Below are 20,540 nucleotides of genomic sequence, written 5' to 3' on the forward strand. Positions count from 1 at the left end.
TCCTGCTCCGAGGCCTCGGCGCCCCCGACGTCGCCGCCACGCTGCACCTTTCCTCCGGCACGGTGCGCAACCACGTGTCCAGCATCATTGCCAAGACGGGTGCCGGAAACCGTTTCGAGGCGGCCCGGCTTGCTGAGGACAACGGCTGGGTGTGACGTTTCGCCGACAACCGAGGCCGCCGCTCAAACGGAGCTAGCTCCGTTTGGCGACAACGCACCTGCAAAACCCCAGGTCGCCGCTCGGCCGCTGATCCAAACGGAGCTAGCTCTATTTGCGGCCAGCCCCACCACCCACGCACCCCCAGATATTCCACGCCTCGACCCGGTAAAATTACCCACAAATCCAGAAACCACCCCAGGAGCAGCGATGAACCAGGATCTCCCCGTCAATCGCCCGGAAGTGTTCGGCGACGCCGACTCCACCGACGATGCCGACCGCGCAACGCGCATCGATACCGTGAACGCCGTGGAACCGAAGCCGGGCGGCGCGCGCCCAGCGGTCAAGCGCATGTTGCAGGGCGACGGCGCGAACCTCATCGTGTTCAACTTCTGCCGTGGGCAGACGCTTCCGGACCACAAGGCGGCGCACCCGATCACGGTGCAGTGCGTCAGCGGATCGCTTGAGTTCGAGTGCGGCGGCGACCGCTTCCCGCTGCGGCCGGGCGAGGTCGTTCACCTGCGCGCGTATGTGCCGCACGCGGTGTACTGCCCGGATGACGCCCCGGAGGAGGGCAACCTGCTCCTGCTCAGCATGCTCACCGGAGAACGCCACTAAGTTACAGGTGCACGACCTCCACGTCGTCCCACGCCTCCGCGAGGTACTCGGCGGCGACGAGCCGGTGACAGGTGCTGGGGTCGGCCTCGGAGCAGAGGAGCACGGCGTCGCTAAGGACCGACCGATCGAGCGACGAGACCTCGCCGGCGTCGTACTCCGCGCGGAGCTTGCGCGCGAACTCGTCGAACTCGATCTCGTCGTGCCGGTAGGCGTGCATGAGGTCGGCGCTGGGCGCGAGCGACACCTCGTGCGTGTACGGCATGTCCAGGATGACCTTGAGGAAGTAGCGCAGGTCGTCCTTTTTGGTAAAACCGGCGAGTTGGTTCGTGTTGGAGCGGCGGATGTCCACTACGCGCCGCGCGCCGGACTCGCGGAGGATGTCAAAGAACTCCTCCGCGCTCTTGTGGGAAAATCCAAGTGTGTACAGGCGCATTAGATGATGAATCCTTGCCAGCGGGCGGCCTGCAACGATTCGTCGAGAAGCTCGCGCTTGGGCGTGAGCTGCTTGACCACCTGGTTGATGTAGCTGTCCACGCGCTGGTTGGCGTTGCGGAGGTCGTAGTACGTGGTCATTTCCTGGTCGTAGTCGGCGAGTGCCTCGGACCAGTTGGTGCGGTGCTGGTAGCCGTTTTCCATGACGCGGAATTCCGGCGCCATGCGCGGCTTAAGCTGCGGGTTCTGCCCCGGCCAGCCGATCGTGAGGCCGACGACGGGGAACGTGTAGCGCGGCAGCTTCAGCGTCTCGATCACCGCGGCTGTGTCGTTGTGGATGTTGCCCAGGAAGTTCGCGCCGAGCCCGAGCGATTCGGCGGCGTTGACCACGTTTTGCGCCATGAGGCACGCGTCGGTAAACCCCTCCACGAACACCTTCGTCTTGCCCGCGCCGGTCGGGTCGTAGCCCTGTTCGCGCAGGATGGCGGCGTTGCGCGCGGAATCCACGATGAACAGCAGGTACACCGGCGCGCGCTTGACGTACTCCTGATTACCGATCTCCGCCAGCCGCCCCCGCAGCTCCGGATCCGTCACCCGGATCACGCTGGCGTGCTGCATCCCGCGCGAGCTCGCCGTGCGCATGGCCACGCGGTACAGCGTCTCCAGCGTCTCGTCGCTGACGGGCTGGTCGGTGAACTCGCGGATCGTGCGGTGCGTCAGCTGCGCGCGCACCGCCGGCGGCGCGTCGATAGAGAGGTCTTCGGGCTTAGGCGCGAGTGCATCAGTCATGCAGCCCACGCTACCGCAGGGCCAATCGCTTATCGACGCCCCGTTGTCCCCACCTCACCTCCTCCCGTACTTCCGACGCTGCGCCCGCGCATTGCTCCACCCCGTGCGACGCGTCCCTTTCTGCCGCTTGTGCTTCCGCATCATGAGCGTGAGCCCATCGAAATCGGTGGGTTCCCAGTCGTGCTTGTGTTCTCGAAACTCCATGCCCTGCTCATTGTTGGAGGAGTGCACAAGCAGCGCTCGTCCGTCTTTGCACAGCTCGACGGTTCGGTCCCACAACAGTTCACGGACCCGCGCGGACGGGTTACCTACAAACACGCCCGGGCTGAGTTCCATAAGCCATTTAGTCAGGTCACCGCGGAGTCCCGCAGGGCATGCGGTGACAACGAGCACCATCACGTCGGGACCTCATCCTCAGACCAATTGACGCCTGATGCGATGACTTCGAGTTCACTCCAAAGCATGAGTTCAGCATCGGAGAACGGCTCGTCGTCTGGAACGTCCATCACGTATTTCAAGTCTTTGACCATTCGCTGCATGAGACGTTTTTCCACGACCGCGTCGCGAACCAAGCGACGGACCACGACATGCGGAAACCCGCTTGCTCCCGCCACAGCGTCAAATGCGGCAGGTATGGCGATCTCCGCTTTGTATAGGTCAGCGATGTCGTACACGAACGCCCGATCCGTTCCCGTATGCACTACGCCGAGCGAGGGAATAAAGCCGAGGCCCGCAATTACAGCATGTGCGATGCCGTAAAGCGCCGCGCTCGCTGCGGTTAATGCTTGGTTGATGGGCGTTGATGAGTCGAAATCGTTTGGATCGTAGCTGCGTCGGTCCCAGTACACGCCGGTACGTTCCGATTCAGCGGCGTACACTTTTTTCATCCGAGAACCTTCACGTCCCCGCAGCTGTTGCATCGTGAGCGTAGAGACGTCTTCACCCGGGAATCGAAGTGAGTACATTTTGCGCGCACAATCGAGACGTTTGCGTTGGTGCGTGACGATCTCGGCTTGCAAAAGAGCCATTCGTGAAGATTTCGCCGGTGGCCGACCGCTCGCGTAATATCTCACGCCGCGTTCCCCGACCCATACTGTGGAAGTCCCAGCGTCGCCAAGAAGTGCCATCGCCGCGTAGGTAATTTTTGTACCTGGTCCCAGAAGAATCACGGCGAGTTGAGTGGCGGGGACGTGTGCGACTCCACGCTTGTCAGTGATCGTTAGCGCGTTTCCATCACGGTTCACTGTTGCGCGTTCAACATAGAGAAATGACAACCGATCACCCATCTGTGCCAAAGCGTGACGGGTGATCGGTAGCTCCTGTGGCGTAGGCACGAATTACCTCACTTGTGCCAGCGTCATGAGACCGCACCCGTATCCGCGGGCTCGACCGATGCCATGAGTGAGCGTCTTCCGGAGCTTTTCGGGGTCGGTGACTTCGAGGGTGCCTGCGAAGCGCGCCTTCGCAATGCGGACAGGTCGTCCACGCCGGTCCGGGTTCTTAAAAAACGTATCCGTCCAGCGTTCGGTGACGCCGACGTTTTCTAACGGTGACCAGCGGGCCCGCTCTTCGTCCGATACCTCGTCTTCCGCGCGTGGTGCAAGCGCAAAACCCGCCTCCGCGGCGCGCTTGTACAACCAACCAACCTGGTGGCGTACGGAGACGTGCGCCTTCACCTTGCCGCGACCGGCACCGTTCGCCTCAGAGAAGGTTGGATTGGCCACGAGCTCAAAACGCCATCGTTGCCCGCGGGTGAGCTGGGCAAGGAACCTTTCGTAGTCCGTCGACTGCGCAGGCCGAGTATCCCAGCCAGCTTGCTCGACAATATGCGCACCGGTCGGCTTCTCTGGTCCGACGATGTACAGCACATGCTCGTGTTCGCGTGGGTCTACTCGCCACAAAACACGACCTGCGTCGAGGTCAATGTCGTTGGGGAACGAACTCCGGACAGCCGCGTGCATCGCGTGCGTGTTGGTGAGTAGTTTTGCACCGCCGCGCCGGACCGGGTTGATTACAATCCTGGAGAGCGTTGTCATGCTCGCATCACTGCTTCGAAGTAGTCGTCATGGAACTGAGGGTCCTTTCCAGATGGATTAGTCATCTCGACGTCTTCGTCGCGGACGACCTCGCGCCAGCCGTAGCGGCGGTGCTGCGGATTGAAGGAAAGCGGTACGTCTTGACGTGGGACCGCCCCTTCTTCGCCCGGTCCGCCGTCCCGGTAAACGGGCAGGTAGACCTTGGTGGGAGACTCCATCTTGTGTGATTTAGTGGCATACCAGTGCCGGTGTTGTTGAAGCGCTTGAGTTGCAGCCCCATCTACTACGCCAATGACCAGACCGGGGTGGACGGGGCATGAACGGCGCCCCATAAAAAGCGGGTACTGAGGCTTACGTAGCGCTTCGGCAATTGCTTCCAGCAGCTCACGGTCGTCAGATTCCACTGCGGCAACAAAAGAGGCATCGGACAAGAAGTAACGCGTCACCAGCTTGGCCGGATCATTCGGTTCCGTCTGCCACGGCTGTGCAGTCTGGTAATCGCGAAGGAGACTGCCGGACTGGTCAACGCGAATGGCAAGACGTAACTTTGCCAAGTCTTCGACAGGATCGGTCCGACGACGCCCTTGGGCAGCCGCGATGAGGCCGACGATGCCCGACTTTGTTGGGGTGGTCGCAGTTGCGCGGGTCTGATAACGAGAATCATCACCCCACGACTGCATGGGCCCTTTCAAGAGAAGGAGCAGAGAGCTTTTCATTACTCATCACCCATTGCGCGATCCAGGTCTCCTTGGAGCTTGTCGGTGAGCTCGGCGAGCGTGACCTTCTCGGCGATACCGTCAAAAGCATCTGCCAAGTCACCAAGTGCCAAGACATACGAGCTGTTGGGGGTGAACCCGTACGCATCCTGGACGTTACGTGCCTCGTCTGCGAGACGGCGTGCGCTTTCGTGGCGACGATCGTCCGACTCAGTGCCCGTGACTGGCGACTCGAACGCGTTCACCAAGGAGACCGGCCGGGTGTCTCGTACTGCAACGTACAGCAACTCTGGCAGCGTTTGGTTTGCAAAGGTATTAATCTTGCCGGTTGGCATCGAAGAGACGAATGCTTCAATGAATTTCACTGCAGCATCCCGCGCAGTCGCGGGAGAATCGAGATTCTGGGCGAGCCCATCAACGTTGACAGTTGCGTAGCGGTACATCGTTGAAGACATCATCTGCACAGTGCCGAGCATGCCTGCACCGGTTTCCTCGCCCTCTTCGGCGAGATCATCGACCGCGGTGTAGAAGTCGAACTCTGGCGCAGAAGCATGAACGCCGAGTGCATGGGCCACCTGGACAGCTGCATCAACATTGTATGCGGCGTCGTCGGCGACCATACGTCCAAACATTGCCATGTCTACAGAATGATCTTCGTCCAGAACGGATTGGGCGTCCTTCTTAGAGATCTTGCCCTCCCAATCCTCTCCGAGTACTTGAACCGCGTGGTCAACCTGCGCGGGACTCAGGAAAAAGAGGTACTTGGTGTGAGGGTACGGGTTGTGCGCTGCGTCGGGATCATCGGTCTTTTTCTGAGCCTTCTCAACCTCGGTAGAGATTTTCGCGGCCTTGAAAAGTTTCTGGACGCGTTCGATTGCTTCCGCCTGCTCCAGACCAGCGACTTCTTCGAGTCGCTTGGCGATCTTCTCGGGGAGTCGCTTAGAGCGGTCACCTATCTGGTCCGAATCAAAGTGATCTTCGAAGTACTTGCGGATAGCGCGCTTCCAAGACTGGCTCGATACACGCTGTCGCGGAACCCCGCCGAACACGGCGGTCTTGGGCGCACCGGTGTCGTCACGATTGATCAATGACGGCGGAACAGTTTGCAGTGCATGGATGTCGATAATGAGGGACATGGTGGAAAACCTTTCTGGGTTGTTCGGGTTTTAGGAGTCGGTGTTTTGGTTTTCGGCTGCTTCGTTGGTTTCTGCAGCGTCGCCGCGGGTGGTTCCGATAGCGAAATCACGTCCCCAGCGCAGAAGGACGCCGTCGCGGTACTGCGGGTTCTGCAGGTTGCGTAGGTCGCCCGCGAAGCGCCCGTAGTCAAAGGGGATGTGGCGCGACCGCAGAAGGGAGACAAGCGACCGGAGGTGCACACCACGGGACGCTTCCTCTCGGGAAACGAGCATTGCGTCAAAACGAGACTTGATTGACTTGGAATCGGAGAGCCTGTGCAATCGTCCGCAAGCAAAGCCAAACGTTTGCTCTGTAACGTGCATGGGTTGCGTTGAGCTTTGCATGTGCAGGCCGAAGAGGCACAGCGCAGTGTAGGCGGCCTGCTCGGACGGAGAAGGGGCTGCCCCTTTTCCAAGTTCGCCCTCGCTGAGTTGGGGATGAAGCAGGAGCAGCACCTCCTGCAGCGCGAGTGGATCTGAGCCGACGGGGCGGCCTGCGTACTTGCGCAGGTTCGCAAGAGTCCCTCGCGCTTCTGCACCTAACGCGGTTTGTGAACGGTCGAGGTAATTACGCTGCAGTGATGAGACAGTCATCCCTACGCTTTTGCGTAGCATTGTTTCAGTCATTGGAATCCTCCGGTGTGGAGTGTGTGGGTTGGGGGAGCAAGGGGAGATCATCTCGCAACTTGCGCTGAAGCGAGCGGTACAAGGAGCCCGCATTGATGATTCGTGCCGATGAACCGTCATCGGAAGAATCCAAAGAACGCCCTATGAGCGCTTTCTGTCCGGCTCCTCGCACGTATTCAGCGGCGATTTCGAGTACGTTTCTGTGTACTTCCGCTTGCCAATCGATTGCTTCCTGCTCGATGTCTGTCTTCTTCAGATGGCGGAGCCAAGCGATAAACTTTGGCTCAAGCAGCGTGTAGAGACGGTCAGCAGCGTCTGAATTGAACTCGTATTCACCGCCTGCTGCTACGAACAATTGGCCTGCGAACCATCCGAGCGATGTTGCTGCAGCCTTGGTTGCTTCGGCGGCGTTCCGTACAAGGGCGCGATTTGAGCGGGAGAGTGTTTCGTCTCCGAGGAGATAAGCAGGCAGACCCATCGTAGCGCTGACGATGGTGTCCACGGATGAGTTCTGGGGACCATATGCCATGGAAACAATCGCTAGATCGAGTACCTCATCCGTATCTTCTTCGTAAGCAATTCGGCTCAGGTTCTCTAGAGTCTCGGGCCGCTTAGGCGCATGAACTTTGTTCCCGAATCCAGCATCGCCCTCCGCAGCAATGAGGGCATCCAACGACTTCCACATAGTCCGCTTCGTATCGTATTGCTGGGGGTAGTACGCCAAAACTCCCTTCTTGGTCTGGTTTTTGCTGTACCGGTAGGGGGTCATCGGGTCGCCGAAGATGTTCTTGCCCGCATCGGGAATTTTGTCACCATTGGTCACCAGCACGCCGGTCACCTCCGTCGCATCGAACTGAAGACGAATACGCCGTTCTTGCCAGGTGGCCAAGTCTGCCGCCCCCTTCGGTGCGATGCTCTCCGCGTCAGGGATCCTCTGCGTAGCAGTGTCCTGGGGCCGTTCCCATACGGGTTTGTCGAGTGCTGCCTCCGCGCCGATAGCGGACTCCGTGGAGTTGAGCAGCAGTGTTTCGAGAAGCGTATCGCCACGGACCACGGTGCCACCTGTCATACCAGTCCATCCGGTGCCGATCGGGTAGCCTTTGCCTCCCTTCAGTCGTGGGTCACCAACTGCTCCGGATTTGATGCCCGAGTAGTCATAGGCCTGGGTGTGGATTACCCACCGTGCTGCTTCGGCAAAATCCAACGTCGCGCGGCCTTTTCCTGTGCGCATGGTGAAGTAGTCATGTTCGGCTTCTGGAATGATCCGAGAAACTGGGGCGAACGTGTTCTTGGAGGTGTGCAGGTCCGCGACCTGCATGAACGGTACTTCTGGGTGGAGGAGGTCGAAGCGGTCCTGGTATTGGTTGAGGTAGTCCAGCACAATCCGGTCGTTACCGTTGTGGCGGAGATCCTCCCGCGTTTCTAGGAACCAGTCGATCCAATCGAATGAGTCAGGGCCTCCTTGAGACGACAATTGCCCAGCAAGGTCGTGGTGGTGCGCCCGCCAGAAAATGGCGAGTAGCACTCGAAGTACTGCGTAATCTTGCGTTGGCGAGTCACCAACCACACTCAGCGGTTGTGATGACCCATCAAAAATCTGACGAATGCTCAAGGCGTGTGCGCCTTCTGCGGTATTACAGATGATCCATGGCTGTTCAATGAGATTGAACGTGGGATGTGCAGTCTCGGTCATAGTGAGGCCTCCTTTCTAGTGCGTTGGTTGAGGGGGTGTTGGGGGAAACATGATCGAACAATCTGAACATTACGTGGACATCCCTACAACACCTCCCTTCTTGTCGCTCAGAATTTCGATTCCTAACGTGCTCGAGTACTTGACGCTGAACCTTCCTACCTCCCGTTCACCGTGCTCGTCGAGAACGAGCGCGAGTTGCCCTCGGAGCAGGAAGTGTTTGGTCCACACTTCCGGTGTTGAGATCTCAAGGTCATCTACCACGGCGTTAAAATCGCTATCCCACCTCGTCATTCTCGCCGGAAGGCGGACAGTACTAGATGCCAGATGGCGTGCAGTTGCGTAATCGAGCTCGGCGCCATCCAACACCTCGTTTTCGCTAGCGAACGGTCGGTACCCGTATTCAGTCTTGATAATCGGGATTACTTCTACAGAGAGTTCGGCATCGCGAACCTGGGCGGTGCCCTTTTCTTCATCGCTCAGAGCAACAGCCGCGCCCACTTTGGTGAACAAGGCATCTAGATTTCGTAGTCCTCGCGGAGAACGGATTCTGAAGTGTGTGGACCGTTGGTGTGCTTTCTCTGCGCGGTCGAGACTGATACTTTCCGCGCGTTTCCATTCGTCGCGAAGATCAGCAGGGACCGTGCGACCATCTTCGCCGTAGGTGCGACGGACCAGTGACTCGATGTCGTCAGGCCGGCGGAACACCCGGGGGAGGTGCAGGAATGTGGACAGCAGAATTTTGGGGTCATAAATCGCTTGGGCGCCGCCGTCGAACTCCAGCCTTTCGCTTGTCCGAGTGACCCCACGGATGTACACCTGTGGAGTCCGAAGTGTCTCGGGGCGGTCGGATTCCGGCCTCTCATGGCGGTGAACCCTGCCGATACGTTGAATGATGAGGTCCATGGGGGCGAGGTCCGTGATAAGCACATCGGCATCGATGTCCAGACTTTGCTCGGCAACCTGAGTGGCTACCACGACTTTTTGGTAGGGACGTCCACTTCTGCGCGAAGCATTCGGCCCTAGTTCGGCTCGGAGCTTGTCTTCTCGTTTGCTGCGCTGCCACGACATGAAACCTGCGTGATGGAGCTCTATGTCGTCCGCATAGTCCTGTGAAAGGCGCGCATATGCCTCTTGCGCCCGTGCGATGGTGTTGCAGATGACGAGGGCGCAACCACCGTCGGAAAGCAACTGGCTCATGCGTTCACTGAGGCTATCGAGATCATCATCAATGAGCTCTATCGGTGCTTCGAGGCTCGTGGGGCTCGGTTCCGGTGTGACGTAACGTGAGCCGGATCGGTTGGCCACCGTGATGAGCGGGTACGCAGCGGTTCTCTCGGTAAGGTTGGTTCCGCTGTAGGCCTTGATGAGTGCTCGTCTGCGGTCGGGAGGGAGAGTCGCGGACATGAGGATGACCGTCGCGCCGTAACAAGCGAGCCACTCGAGCGTCGTCTCTAGGTAGTCGGAGGTGTACGCGTCATATGCGTGTACCTCGTCGAAGATGATCACTTTGCTTGCAAGTGCAACGTGACGGAGCATCGAGAATCGGTGCTCGAGCGCCATCATGAGTACTTGGTCAATTGTGCCAACGGCGATGTTTGAGAGTAGGCCGCGACGGCGGCCACTCATCCAGGTGCTGGCGATTACGTCGCCGTGTGTAATTCCGCGTCCCTCGTTGACGTCGTCCTCGGCAACCCCGCGGAATCGAAGGCGCTGATACGGTTCGGAAAGCTGGTTCTTCGAATGGGCGAGGTAAAGTGAAGCCACTCTCCCCGCTTCGGTAGTGTTTTCCGCCCATTCAATGGTGCGCTCAAGTAGTCCGTTGGCGGTTGCCATCGTCGGAGCTGCAAAATACACGCCTTGAGCGCCAGTTCGCTTACCGACGATATGCGCTGCGGTCAGTGCTGCCTCGGTCTTTCCCACGCCAGTTTCAGCCTCAAGAATGAAGATTGAAGGCTCCGTGATCTGGGTGGCCGTGTTAGCCATTGCGCGTTGGACGCTGCGCGTGCGATATGAAATTGGCCAGTTGAAGGCTACGCGGTATTGCTCGTCAACGTCACTCGCCGGCACGACTGGAGTCCAAGGTCCCGTGAGATCTATCGCGTGAATGCCGTGCTCAAGTCGCTCGATTTGGGAGCGTTCGGTAGTCATCGGAAAAGCATCGGCATTGGACGCGATCCAATCAGACACGACGATGAGGCCGGTTAGTATCTGAATATCGGCAGCGTGCCGGTTCTTGATGCCATTGAGTGCATGGAGTACAGGCTCCACCTCCGCAAGTTCCGTGATTGTCCCAATGAGTTCTTCATGGACTGCGTGCCATGGAGGTGGGGACTCAGCAATGGCCGTTTCAACGGTGCGGCGCTCATTGCTTGTCGACGCCACACCGTGGTGCGCATCAACCGTCGAGGCGAGCCACGACGCTACGCGTCGTTTCATGCCAAAATCGGCGAGCCACCTCGTGAGGATGGCGCCGGAGCAAATGCCGTGTGGCATTTTCGCTTGTGCTTCGAAGCTGTTTAGAGCGAGGGGGAGCCCGGCATCGCTGACTTGGCTGACGAGGTGTGCATACTGGGGGTTCTGCTCAATCTGGGTTTGGAACGGGCGGGTGGCCTTTCCAATGTCGTGTAGCCCTGCGAGCCAAACATAGAGGTTGCGTAGTTGTTCAGTGGAGAGCCCGAGGTTCGTCGACAGTTTGCACTTCATCTGATCGGACACCCATGAGTCGAAGATGGAAGCTGCGACGCAAGCAGTGTCTGCTAAATGCTGGGGGAGTGACAGCGACCCCGATTCGTCACCGGATTTCGCCCAGAGTGCCCGTGATTGTGGGCTTAGCGAGATGAGCCACAGATCGAACGCGTGGGCGAGGTCGCGTGCGAAGGGGGATACGCGATGTCGGTCGTCCATGGTTAGCTCTCCAGTGAAGGGTTGAAACTGCTTGATTAATGTCTGTGTATGAAGTGTAGCGCACTTCATTAGTTTTCACACTTTCAAACCCGAACTAGTTTGAAGTATGGGGCCGGTTATTACGTCTCAGTCTTTTGAGCAGGGCTCTCAGTCGGGATAGATTTGTTTTCATCCCTGCTGGTGCTGGGATGAGCCCTAGTTTGGGCGTGAAAGTAATTCATCCCCGCGTTAGCGGGGCTTGGGCTGCTGAAGAAGCTAAATGCTAGCATTGTGGACGGCTCCAATAACCGCTGGTCATCAAGTGTGCTCCCCGCGTGAGCGGGGATGAGCCCTCGCGGCAGCAATGGAACCCGCAGACACCTAAGTGCTCCCCGCGTGAGCGGGGATGAGCCGTCGCGCAATCCGCGGTCGGTGTCGGGGTACGCGTGCTCCCCGCGTGAGCGGGGATGAGCCCCACATCATGCGGGGGCCAGCAGTCGCGTCTAAGTGCTCCCCGCGTGAGCGGGGATGAGCCCTCCGTCGCCACTTGCCTTTCGGCGTCCAAACAGTGCTCCCCGCGTGAGCGGGGATGAGCCCGTGGCAGGAATACCCCTCACCGTCGGCGGCGGGTGCTCCCCGCGTGAGCGGGGATGAGCCCGTGTGCGTGATCATGCAGAGGGCTGTAGACATGTGCTCCCCGCGTGAGCGGGGATGAGCCCAGCACGCAACCACGCGCCTTATGCAGCTCATGGTGCTCCCCGCGTGAGCGGGGATGAGCCCAGAAAACCGGACGCGCACCGCTCGACCCACCCGTGCTCCCCGCGTGAGCGGGGATGAGCCCCAAATCGGCGGAGAATGGTTTCGGCGCGTACGGTGCTCCCCGCGTGAGCGGGGATGAGCCCAGGAACAAAACTATTCACACCAAAATCGCGGTGTGCTCCCCGCGTGAGCGGGGATGAGCCTTGCTCGCGCACCTCAGGTGCCATCGAGTCGACGTGCTCCCCGCGTGAGCGGGGATGAGCCCTCGCCATCAACGCCATGCTCGACGTGATCTGGGTGCTCCCCGCGTGAGCGGGGATGAGCCCCCCCAGCGTCCTTAGCTGCGCACGTATTGCCTTGTGCTCCCCGCGTGAGCGGGGATGAGCCCTCGCCGTATCCGTCGTGGTCGATCACAATCCAGTGCTCCCCGCGTGAGCGGGGATGAGCCGTCATCGGGCCACCAGGCTCCGGCTCGCCGAACGTGCTCCCCGCGTGAGCGGGGATGAGCCCTCTTGCGAGCTGAACAAGCAGCTGAACCGTGGGTGCTCCCCGCGTGAGCGGGGATGAGCCGGAACTTCGGGCCGGTACCCGGCGTGGTGAAACGTGCTCCCCGCGTGAGCGGGGATGAGCCTATTCGCATGAATGGAGCCGTCAACCTGCCGGAGTGCTCCCCGCGTGAGCGGGGATGAGCCCAACACAGGGTGGAGGCGAAGACGAACGTCATAGTGCTCCCCGCGTGAGCGGGGATGAGCCCAATTCAATGAGGTCAGCCAGCACCGGAGGGTTGTGCTCCCCGCGTGAGCGGGGATGAGCCGGAACTGAAGCGACTGAAAGGACACGATGCATGGTGCTCCCCGCGTGAGCGGGGATGAGCCCTCGCTCGAGTCCATTGGCGAAGCTGCCGACGAGTGCTCCCCGCGTGAGCGGGGATGAGCCCATCAAACCGACGCTGTTCTTGACCAAAGCGGCGTGCTCCCCGCGTGAGCGGGGATGAGCCCGCCTTGTCCACGTAGGTGCCATCGCACAAGCGGTGCTCCCCGCGTGAGCGGGGATGAGCCCCACGGCACTGTTTCCAGCTCTCGGTCGAAGTCGTGCTCCCCGCGTGAGCGGGGATGAGCCCGTTGAGCCAGTGGCTTCGAGACGAGGGCCGGTGTGCTCCCCGCGTGAGCGGGGATGAGCCGCGGCGCGTGCCGTCCTGCCCAACATGACCGAGGTGCTCCCCGCGTGAGCGGGGATGAGCCCCGGCATGTACCTACGCCCAGCGCGAGCTGTTTGTGCTCCCCGCGTGAGCGGGGATGAGCCCGACTGTCGCATGCCCGTCACCTCTGGCTGTAGGTGCTCCCCGCGTGAGCGGGGATGAGCCCCGGGACTCCGCAGCTTTTTGCGAGCAGCTTCAGTGCTCCCCGCGTGAGCGGGGATGAGCCAATCATCGACAAGGATCGGTGCCTGCCGGATCTGTGCTCCCCGCGTGAGCGGGGATGAGCCCTGCCCAACGGCCTGACCACGGGTATCTCCACAGTGCTCCCCGCGTGAGCGGGGATGAGCCCGAGAACATCCTCGAAATGCTCAACGACGCGGAGTGCTCCCCGCGTGAGCGGGGATGAGCCCATGAATCAGGTCACCGGGCCTGGCCTTTTTCTGTGCTCCCCGCGTGAGCGGGGATGAGCCCTGGGAAAAGCTACTTGACCTCGCAGAAAAGGAGTGCTCCCCGCGTGAGCGGGGATGAGCCCCCCAAGGTCTGCCCAAGTTTTCTACAAATAATGTGCTCCCCGCGTGAGCGGGGATGAGCCGGTCGCTGGCGAGTCCATTGGTGTCGGCTCCGAGTGCTCCCCGCGTGAGCGGGGATGAGCCCGACCGACCCACGGGTACCGGCGTGGTGCTGGAGTGCTCCCCGCGTGAGCGGGGATGAGCCCGCTTCGACGAACTACTCGGCCAGCTGGTCGTCGTGCTCCCCGCGTGAGCGGGGATGAGCCCGCGACAACGCCCTTGTTGTCTTCTGCCTGGCGGTGCTCCCCGCGTGAGCGGGGATGAGCCCCCTGGTCAGTAGTAGGAGAAGTCATCTTGCGAGTGCTCCCCGCGTGAGCGGGGATGAGCCCAATGTCGAGGACAGTAAAGACCTCGAAGTCTGGTGCTCCCCGCGTGAGCGGGGATGAGCCCCGTTCTCGGTATCGTGGCGAATCTCCCAGGCAGTGCTCCCCGCGTGAGCGGGGATGAGCCCTCCACCGACGCCAGCGAGTGCTCCTCCGCCAAGTGCTCCCCGCGTGAGCGGGGATGAGCCGGGCATGCGCGTCACCGGCAAAGGCTCACTGCAGTGCTCCCCGCGTGAGCGGGGATGAGCCGTCCAGGCAGCTCGCTGGGGTGTGGTTGTTGCGGTGCTCCCCGCGTGAGCGGGGATGAGCCGCTGGGGATGCAGCAGAAGACGCTGGGTCTTGAGTGCTCCCCGCGTGAGCGGGGATGAGCCCGTGGAGATGGGTGGCGGCGCCGGTGGCCAGGGGTGCTCCCCGCGTGAGCGGGGATGAGCCCTCGGTGGAGATAGCCGGACACGGACAGCACATGTGCTCCCCGCGTGAGCGGGGATGAGCCCCACCCCCTCGCCGACAACGACCAAACCTGGCTGTGCTCCCCGCGTGAGCGGGGATGAGCCCACCAGGCGAATAGGCACTCCTTGGTTGATGGGGTGCTCCCCGCGTGAGCGGGGATGAGCCCATGCGGCGCATGGAAACCAGCACTCGTGAGCCGTGCTCCCCGCGTGAGCGGGGATGAGCCGTCGTCTTCCTTAGGGGCTTGGCTTGGCGGGTTGTGCTCCCCGCGTGAGCGGGGATGAGCCCTACAGCGGACCGGGAAGCATCGTCATCTTCGGGTGCTCCCCGCGTGAGCGGGGATGAGCCCTGGCATCCACCCTCGACGAGACCACCGGCTCGGTGCTCCCCGCGTGAGCGGGGATGAGCCCTCCGCGTGGGCACGCGGACGAGTCCAGCAAGCGTGCTCCCCGCGTGAGCGGGGATGAGCCCCCGGCGACCTCACCCCGGACAATGCACGCTTCGTGCTCCCCGCGTGAGCGGGGATGAGCCCTGGGATCACAAGCCACTCGCCGCTGACCACTCGTGCTCCCCGCGTGAGCGGGGATGAGCCGGACCAATGAGTAACACAGAACTCACCCCACAAGTGCTCCCCGCGTGAGCGGGGATGAGCCCCGCCGCAATCGCCCGCGCTGGCAAGAAGAAAGGTGCTCCCCGCGTGAGCGGGGATGAGCCGTCGGTCAGACCACCACTTAGCCTGATCGACCTGTGCTCCCCGCGTGAGCGGGGATGAGCCCTGTGGCTCAAGCGAGTGAGCAAGCTCGCCCCAGTGCTCCCCGCGTGAGCGGGGATGAGCCCTCCACAAATGAAGCAATTTCTTATCAGTCTTGGTGCTCCCCGCGTGAGCGGGGATGAGCCCGCCCAGTTCACCGACCGTGCGTATCTTCCCCTGTGCTCCCCGCGTGAGCGGGGATGAGCCCAGCGCCTTATCCAAATCCGCCTTAGGCTTAGAGTGCTCCCCGCGTGAGCGGGGATGAGCCCCGCTGTGCCCCGCCGTAGTTGACGAGACCATCGTGCTCCCCGCGTGAGCGGGGATGAGCCCCACAACCTCACGGTCAGGCTCACCAGGCACCGGGTGCTCCCCGCGTGAGCGGGGATGAGCCGTTCCGGGAACCGGGATAGTCACGAGTTGGCTAGTGCTCCCCGCGTGAGCGGGGATGAGCCGGTCTGAGTGCCCTGGTCAGTAGTAGGAGAAGTGTGCTCCCCGCGTGAGCGGGGATGAGCCCGCATCGCCTCACGCCACGACTGAAAGAAAGGTGTGCTCCCCGCGTGAGCGGGGATGAGCCCCGCAAACGCCCATTCGGAATCGGACGATCACCGTGCTCCCCGCGTGAGCGGGGATGAGCCCAACAAGTTCAAGAAGGATACTCGTGGTTTCGAGTGCTCCCCGCGTGAGCGGGGATGAGCCGTCGCGGCAAAAGCCGAGTCGGCGAATGCTGGTGTGCTCCCCGCGTGAGCGGGGATGAGCCGTCGCGGCAAAAGCCGAGTCGGCGAATGCTGGTGTGCTCCCCGCGTGAGCGGGGATGAGCCCACACCACCACCAAAAGGATCACCACCATGACCGTGCTCCCCGCGTGAGCGGGGATGAGCCCTGCAGTTTCTCACTGGTCGACCGTACGGGACCGTGCTCCCCGCGTGAGCGGGGATGAGCCGAACACGGCCGCGAAGTCACCAAAGCCTTCGAGGTGCTCCCCGCGTGAGCGGGGATGAGCCCCGCCGTTCTAAATGGCCAAGACCAACCGGCAGGTGCTCCCCGCGTGAGCGGGGATGAGCCAGATACCTGCTAGGGATACGGTTAAGCGAACATGTGCTCCCCGGGTCAGCGGGACGGGTTGCGGTGCAGCGGATCCCCGGGGAACCCGCAGCGAGGTCCGCACCCCAGTGCAGCTTGCTCCTGCGCCACCCCCGTCATCCAGCCGTGCCACAATGTGCATATGCACATCTACTTCTCCTCCGTCTACGGTTCCACGAAGCAGTATGCCGAGGAGCTCGCGCGTCGCCTCAGCACGACCGTGCAGGAGATACTCAACCACGCTGAAGTGCCCGACACGGCAGCAGAGGGCCCCATCATCGTCCTGGCCCCAGCGCACGGCCCGATGAACGCGGCGGCCAAGTTCGTAAAGTCGCTCCCGGAAACAACGATCCAGGCCAGCCCCACCTGTGTGGTCACGGTCGGCATGACGCTAGACCATGTAGTCAGAGAGGCAGACCCCACGGCGGAACTGCTCGGCGACCGGGCGGACCAGGTACAGCGCTTCTACCTGCCCGGCCGCCTGAACTACTCCGAACTCACCGCGGCCCACGCGGGAGTGATGCGCGGGATCATTGGCGCGCTCAAGTTGAAGCCGCGGAAGTCGGAAAACGAGCGCTCGATGATCGAGATGTATAAGAAGGACACCGATCGCGTCGACCTCTCGCGCCTCGACGCGATCGTGGCGTGGGCGGAAGCAGCCAAAGGCGCAAAACAATTAAAAAAGATATAAAAATATATCGAAACAATTCGTCTACCAGCATAAACGTCAGAAAGCGACCCCTGGGACCCGCCCTATCTCTTCCCAATATCTTTTTCGCTTTAAAAATCACGCCAAAAAGAATTCCCTGGGGAAATGTACACTGAGCGCTATGACGTTACCGGACGGTCTGAGCCGCCTCCCCGCGTACATTGAAGGCGCCCTGGAGGCGATTTGGGACGGTGCGACGGCGGATTCGCAGGAGTCAATGACGCTCGAATTCAAGGAGGATCCCTCGCACCGTGAGGGTGCTGGGCGTGCGCGCCCAAAGCTCGTCGAGAAGCTTGTCGACGAAGCGATCTGCATGGCTAACAGCGAGGTGGGCAGCGGCATCATCGTCGTCGGGGTGCACGACAAGATCGCCGGTCCAGAAGCGTTTACTGGTACTGAACTGCGTGAATCGGACGTTGAACAGAAAATCTTTAACGCCTCGAAGCCAAATATGAATGTCTCGGCGACGGGTTTTCTGTTCCGCGAGACGAGGTTACTGGCTGTGAGTATCCCGGAAGCGAGGGCGCTCTACACCCGCACGGACGGCGCGGCAAAACGGCGGGAGACCGATGGCGGCAAATTTTCGTGCAAGCCGATCCCGGAAGAGGCGCGTCGCGCGATTGACGCGCTTCGTCGCAACCCCGACTACACCAATGGTGAGACCGATATGGTGCCCGAAGACCTGGGCCTCGACGTTGTGGAGGAGGTGCATCGCCAACTCGTCCTGTATAGAAGAAGCAGAGGCGAAGAGGGGCCGGCGATGGCGAACACGCGCACGGGTTTGCTCCGCGAGCTTGGGCTACTTCGCCAGGACGGGGGTCTTAAGCGAGCCGCCGAGATTCTGCTTGCGCAACCGGAGCCTACACACGTGACGGTCCAGCACCTCTGGCGAGACTTCCCCGGAGAAGATCCAAAGGTGACTGAGATTTCCGCACCAGTCATTTTGGCGCTTCCTCGCTTGCGTACGCTTATCGATTCGCATGTGCAGCAGGAGATCGCGAGGGTGCAATTCGACGACGGTCAGGAGGTCGCGATCCCCGCAGTTCCGAGCCAGGCCATCGACGAGGCGATCTCAAACGCGCTTATTCACCGCGATTGGCGTATTTCAAAACCAATCGTCGTGGAGCAGTCGAAGCGTCTTCTCAAGGTCACATCGCCAGGGCCCTTGCCACCTGGCGTGGCCGTGGATCGACTACTGACAGTGACGTCCGAGCCGAGAAACAACCGCTTGATGGCTGCGATGCGCGCGCTTGGACTGGCGGAGGAAAGCTCCCGAGGTTTTGATCGCATGTGGGCGGCAATGATCGGTTCGGGCCGTGAGGCCCCCGAAGTGGTCACGACCGAGACTGCGGTGAGCGTGATCTTCGCGGGGGCGAACCCGGATCTCGAATTTGTTCGTGGAATTCACGCGTTGAGCAAACGCTTCGGTAAGCCAATATCCGCAGTAGGAACGCTCATTATTTTGCGACATCTCCACGAATCGCCGCTCATTTCTCTACAAACAGCGAAGGTGAAGACGCAGCAGGCAACCAATGAGGCCCGGGAGCTTCTTGATTCGCTGGAAGAGCTTGGCGTACTCGCTCGGTTGGGCAACGCGGACGATTGGAGCCTTTCTTCTGAAACGCGAGAGCTCCTTGGCGGGACGGAGACGGGCGAGGCATTGGCCGACGGCGTGCAGTCTTGGGTTCAAACGCAGCTCGAAATGGGGAGAACGCTGCAATCCGCGGAGATCGCAGACCGTGCGGGGATAAGTACGCAGGAAGCGGGCAAGTTGCTGCGGGACTTGCGCGACCAAGGCAAGGCGAAAATCGATCCGGCCGGCCCACCGCGTGGCCGTGGCACGCGCTGGATCAAAGCGTAAGCGTCCAAAAACAATTAAAAAAGATATCGAAACAATTCGTCTACCAGCACAAACGCCAGAAACCAGGCCCTGAAACTTGCCCTATCTCTTTCCGATATCTTTTCCGGTCCGAAAATCGTGCCGAAAAGAATTCTCTGGGGAAATGCGTCGTCGGAACACGAGCGCCGGGCGTCGATAAGCAGTCGATAAGCAATAGTCCCTGACCGCGCCGGGCCTACTACACTGCTTAACTATGACTGACGCGACCCCGCACCGCTATTCCGCAGAGCTGGCCAACGACATTGAGCAGAAATGGCAGTCGTACTGGCGCGAGCACGGCACGTTTAACGCCCCCAACCCGGTCGGCGACCTGGCCACCGGCGAGGAGCTGCCGAAGGAGAAGCTCAACGTCCAGGACATGTTCCCGTACCCCTCGGGCGCGGGTCTGCACGTGGGCCACCCGCTGGGCTACATCGCGACGGACGTGTTCGCCCGCTACAACCGCATGTTGGGCAAGAACGTCCTGCACACGCTGGGGTACGACGCGTTCGGTCTGCCTGCGGAGCAGTACGCCATCCAGACGGGTACGCATCCGCGCACGACCACGGAGAAGAACATCGACAACATGACCCGCCAGCTGGACCAGCTGGGCCTGGGGCACGACAAGCGCCGCTCCGTGGCAACGACGGACCCGGAGTTTTACAAGTGGACGCAGTGGATCTTCCTGCAGATCTACAACGCCTGGTTCGACGAGGAGCAGCAGAAGGCTCGCCCGATCGAGGACCTGGTGCGCGACCTCATGACCGGCGCGCGCACGACCAAGGACGGCCGCAACTTCCGCGACCTCACCACGGCAGAGAAGCACCAGGCTATCGACGAATTCCGCCTCGTCTATCTCGACGACTCGATGGTCAACTGGTGCCCCGGCCTGGGCACGGTGCTGGCTAACGAGGAGGTCACGGCGGAGGGCCGCTCGGAGCGCGGCAACTTCCCGGTCTTCCGCAAGCGCCTGCGCCAGTGGATGATGCGCATTACCGCCTACTCGGACCGCCTGCTCGACGACCTTGACCTGCTGGACTGGCCGGACAAGGTGAAGAGCATGCAGCGCAACTGGATCGGCCGTTCGCGCGGCGCGGAGGTCAACTTCGAGTCCGCCGCGGGCGACATCACTGTCTTCACCACCCGCCCGGACACGCTGTTCGGCGCCTCCTTCGTCGTACTCGCCCCCGAGCATGGGCTTGTCGACGCCCTCGTGGCCGACACCTACCCAGAAAACACAGACGAGCGCTGGACCAACGGCCAGGCCACACCGCGCGAAGCCGTGGACACCTACAAGCTCTCCATCGCCGCCAAGTCCGACGTGGAACGCCAGGAGAACAAGGAAAAGACCGGCGTCTTCCTGGGCACGTACGCCACCAACCCGGTCAGCGGCGAGCAGGTCCCCATCTTCATCGCGGACTACGTGCTCACCGGCTACGGCACGGGCGCGGTCATGGCGGTGCCGGCGCACGACGACCGCGACTACGAGTTCGCCACCGCCTTCGGCCTGCCCATCGTCCCCGTGATCGAGGGCGACGTCTCCGAGGCCGCGTTCACCGGCGATGCAACGCACATTAACTCCGCCAACAACGATGGCCTTGACCTGAACGGGTTGGGGAAGGCCGAGGCGATTGAAGCGGCGCTGCGGTGGATCGTCGAGAAGCACAAGGGCGCGGAGAAGATCCAGTACAAGCTGC

At 61.3% G+C, this 20,540-nt stretch carries 15 protein-coding genes and 1 CRISPR repeat array; of the genes, 5 read left to right on the plus strand and 10 right to left on the minus strand.

The window, feature by feature from the left end:
* Both EAW56_RS09765 and EAW56_RS09770 read left to right on the plus strand, forming a co-directional pair.
* A partial coding sequence (locus EAW56_RS09765) for a response regulator transcription factor (RefSeq protein WP_147453278.1) occupies nt 1-155 on the plus strand: 155 nt, incomplete at its 5' end.
* 211 nt (nt 156-366) lie between these two features.
* Nucleotides 367-774, plus strand: coding sequence for a cupin domain-containing protein (locus tag EAW56_RS09770; RefSeq protein ID WP_122086334.1), 408 nt, complete (start codon nt 367-369; stop codon nt 772-774).
* Nucleotide 775: 1 nt separating this feature from the next.
* Here the strand turns inward: EAW56_RS09770 and EAW56_RS09775 are convergent, their stop codons facing one another.
* From EAW56_RS09775 to cas3, 10 genes are all read right to left on the minus strand, one after another.
* Entirely contained in the window at nt 776-1,207 is a 432-nt protein-coding gene (locus EAW56_RS09775; RefSeq protein ID WP_122086336.1) for a DUF488 domain-containing protein, read from the minus strand.
* A complete protein-coding gene (locus EAW56_RS09780; protein ID WP_122086337.1) occupies nt 1,207-1,995 on the minus strand; it encodes an NADPH-dependent oxidoreductase in 789 nt (262 codons plus the stop codon). The genes EAW56_RS09775 and EAW56_RS09780 overlap by 1 nt, the downstream gene beginning before the upstream one ends.
* A 54-nt stretch (nt 1,996-2,049) precedes the next feature.
* Nucleotides 2,050-2,394 (minus strand): type I-E CRISPR-associated endoribonuclease Cas2e, encoded by a 345-nt coding sequence (gene cas2e / locus EAW56_RS09785; RefSeq protein WP_095555605.1) that lies wholly within the window; start codon nt 2,392-2,394, stop codon nt 2,050-2,052.
* Nucleotides 2,391-3,329 carry a type I-E CRISPR-associated endonuclease Cas1e gene (gene cas1e, locus EAW56_RS09790; RefSeq protein ID WP_095555606.1) on the minus strand — a complete coding sequence of 313 codons (939 nt, stop codon included), beginning with the start codon at nt 3,327-3,329 and terminating at the stop codon, nt 2,391-2,393. The genes cas2e and cas1e overlap by 4 nt, the downstream gene beginning before the upstream one ends.
* A 3-nt stretch (nt 3,330-3,332) precedes the next feature.
* Nucleotides 3,333-4,031, minus strand: a complete 699-nt coding sequence (gene cas6e / locus EAW56_RS09795; RefSeq protein WP_095555607.1) for a type I-E CRISPR-associated protein Cas6/Cse3/CasE — start codon at nt 4,029-4,031, stop codon at nt 3,333-3,335.
* Nucleotides 4,028-4,747 carry a type I-E CRISPR-associated protein Cas5/CasD gene (cas5e, locus tag EAW56_RS09800; RefSeq protein WP_095555608.1) on the minus strand — a complete coding sequence of 240 codons (720 nt, stop codon included), beginning with the start codon at nt 4,745-4,747 and terminating at the stop codon, nt 4,028-4,030. Before cas5e ends, cas6e begins: the two co-directional genes overlap by 4 nt.
* On the minus strand, nt 4,747-5,883 hold the full coding sequence (gene cas7e, locus EAW56_RS09805; RefSeq protein ID WP_095555609.1) for a type I-E CRISPR-associated protein Cas7/Cse4/CasC: 1,137 nt from the start codon (nt 5,881-5,883) through the stop codon (nt 4,747-4,749). Before cas7e ends, cas5e begins: the two co-directional genes overlap by 1 nt.
* 30 nt (nt 5,884-5,913) lie before the next feature.
* Nucleotides 5,914-6,549, minus strand: coding sequence for a type I-E CRISPR-associated protein Cse2/CasB (casB, locus tag EAW56_RS09810; protein ID WP_122086339.1), 636 nt, complete (start codon nt 6,547-6,549; stop codon nt 5,914-5,916).
* Nucleotides 6,542-8,242 (minus strand): type I-E CRISPR-associated protein Cse1/CasA, encoded by a 1,701-nt coding sequence (gene casA, locus EAW56_RS09815; protein ID WP_122086341.1) that lies wholly within the window; start codon nt 8,240-8,242, stop codon nt 6,542-6,544. The genes casB and casA overlap by 8 nt, the downstream gene beginning before the upstream one ends.
* A gap of 69 nt (nt 8,243-8,311) precedes the next feature.
* A complete protein-coding gene (gene cas3 / locus EAW56_RS09820; protein ID WP_122086347.1) occupies nt 8,312-11,146 on the minus strand; it encodes a CRISPR-associated helicase Cas3' in 2,835 nt (944 codons plus the stop codon).
* A gap of 303 nt (nt 11,147-11,449) precedes the next feature.
* Nucleotides 11,450-16,237: a CRISPR direct-repeat array (repeat unit 28 nt; unit sequence GTGCTCCCCGCGTGAGCGGGGATGAGCC).
* 160 nt (nt 16,238-16,397) lie between these two features.
* On the opposite strand from cas3, the gene EAW56_RS09825 reads away from it, so the two are divergent.
* The 3 genes from EAW56_RS09825 to EAW56_RS09835 all read left to right on the plus strand — a co-directional run.
* Nucleotides 16,398-16,946: a flavodoxin domain-containing protein gene (locus EAW56_RS09825; RefSeq protein ID WP_122086343.1), complete on the plus strand. Its 549-nt coding sequence runs from the start codon at nt 16,398-16,400 to the stop codon at nt 16,944-16,946.
* A gap of 139 nt (nt 16,947-17,085) precedes the next feature.
* Nucleotides 17,086-18,825 carry an ATP-binding protein gene (locus EAW56_RS09830; RefSeq protein WP_122086344.1) on the plus strand — a complete coding sequence of 580 codons (1,740 nt, stop codon included), beginning with the start codon at nt 17,086-17,088 and terminating at the stop codon, nt 18,823-18,825.
* A 232-nt stretch (nt 18,826-19,057) separates the two neighbouring features.
* On the plus strand, nt 19,058-20,540 hold a 1,483-nt coding region (locus EAW56_RS09835; RefSeq protein WP_122086346.1), incomplete at its 3' end, for a class I tRNA ligase family protein.

This window comes from Corynebacterium gottingense, assembly GCF_003693265.1.
GTDB classification, from domain to species: Bacteria; Actinomycetota; Actinomycetes; order Mycobacteriales; family Mycobacteriaceae; genus Corynebacterium; species Corynebacterium gottingense.

What these genes read in the sequence shown, in the direction of transcription:
- EAW56_RS09770 (WP_122086334.1), top strand. Translation starts at nt 367, where the DNA reads ATGAACCAGGATCTCCCCGTCAATCGCCCGGAAGTGTTCGGCGACGCC.
- EAW56_RS09775 (WP_122086336.1), bottom strand. Translation starts at nt 1,207, where the DNA reads ATGCGCCTGTACACACTTGGATTTTCCCACAAGAGCGCGGAGGAGTTC.
- EAW56_RS09780 (WP_122086337.1), bottom strand. Translation starts at nt 1,995, where the DNA reads ATGACTGATGCACTCGCGCCTAAGCCCGAAGACCTCTCTATCGACGCG.
- cas6e (WP_095555607.1), bottom strand. Translation starts at nt 4,031, where the DNA reads ATGACAACGCTCTCCAGGATTGTAATCAACCCGGTCCGGCGCGGCGGT.
- cas5e (WP_095555608.1), bottom strand. Translation starts at nt 4,747, where the DNA reads ATGAAAAGCTCTCTGCTCCTTCTCTTGAAAGGGCCCATGCAGTCGTGG.
- cas7e (WP_095555609.1), bottom strand. Translation starts at nt 5,883, where the DNA reads ATGTCCCTCATTATCGACATCCATGCACTGCAAACTGTTCCGCCGTCA.
- casB (WP_122086339.1), bottom strand. Translation starts at nt 6,549, where the DNA reads ATGACTGAAACAATGCTACGCAAAAGCGTAGGGATGACTGTCTCATCA.
- casA (WP_122086341.1), bottom strand. Translation starts at nt 8,242, where the DNA reads ATGACCGAGACTGCACATCCCACGTTCAATCTCATTGAACAGCCATGG.
- cas3 (WP_122086347.1), bottom strand. Translation starts at nt 11,146, where the DNA reads ATGGACGACCGACATCGCGTATCCCCCTTCGCACGCGACCTCGCCCAC.
- EAW56_RS09825 (WP_122086343.1), top strand. Translation starts at nt 16,398, where the DNA reads ATGCACATCTACTTCTCCTCCGTCTACGGTTCCACGAAGCAGTATGCC.
- EAW56_RS09830 (WP_122086344.1), top strand. Translation starts at nt 17,086, where the DNA reads ATGACGTTACCGGACGGTCTGAGCCGCCTCCCCGCGTACATTGAAGGC.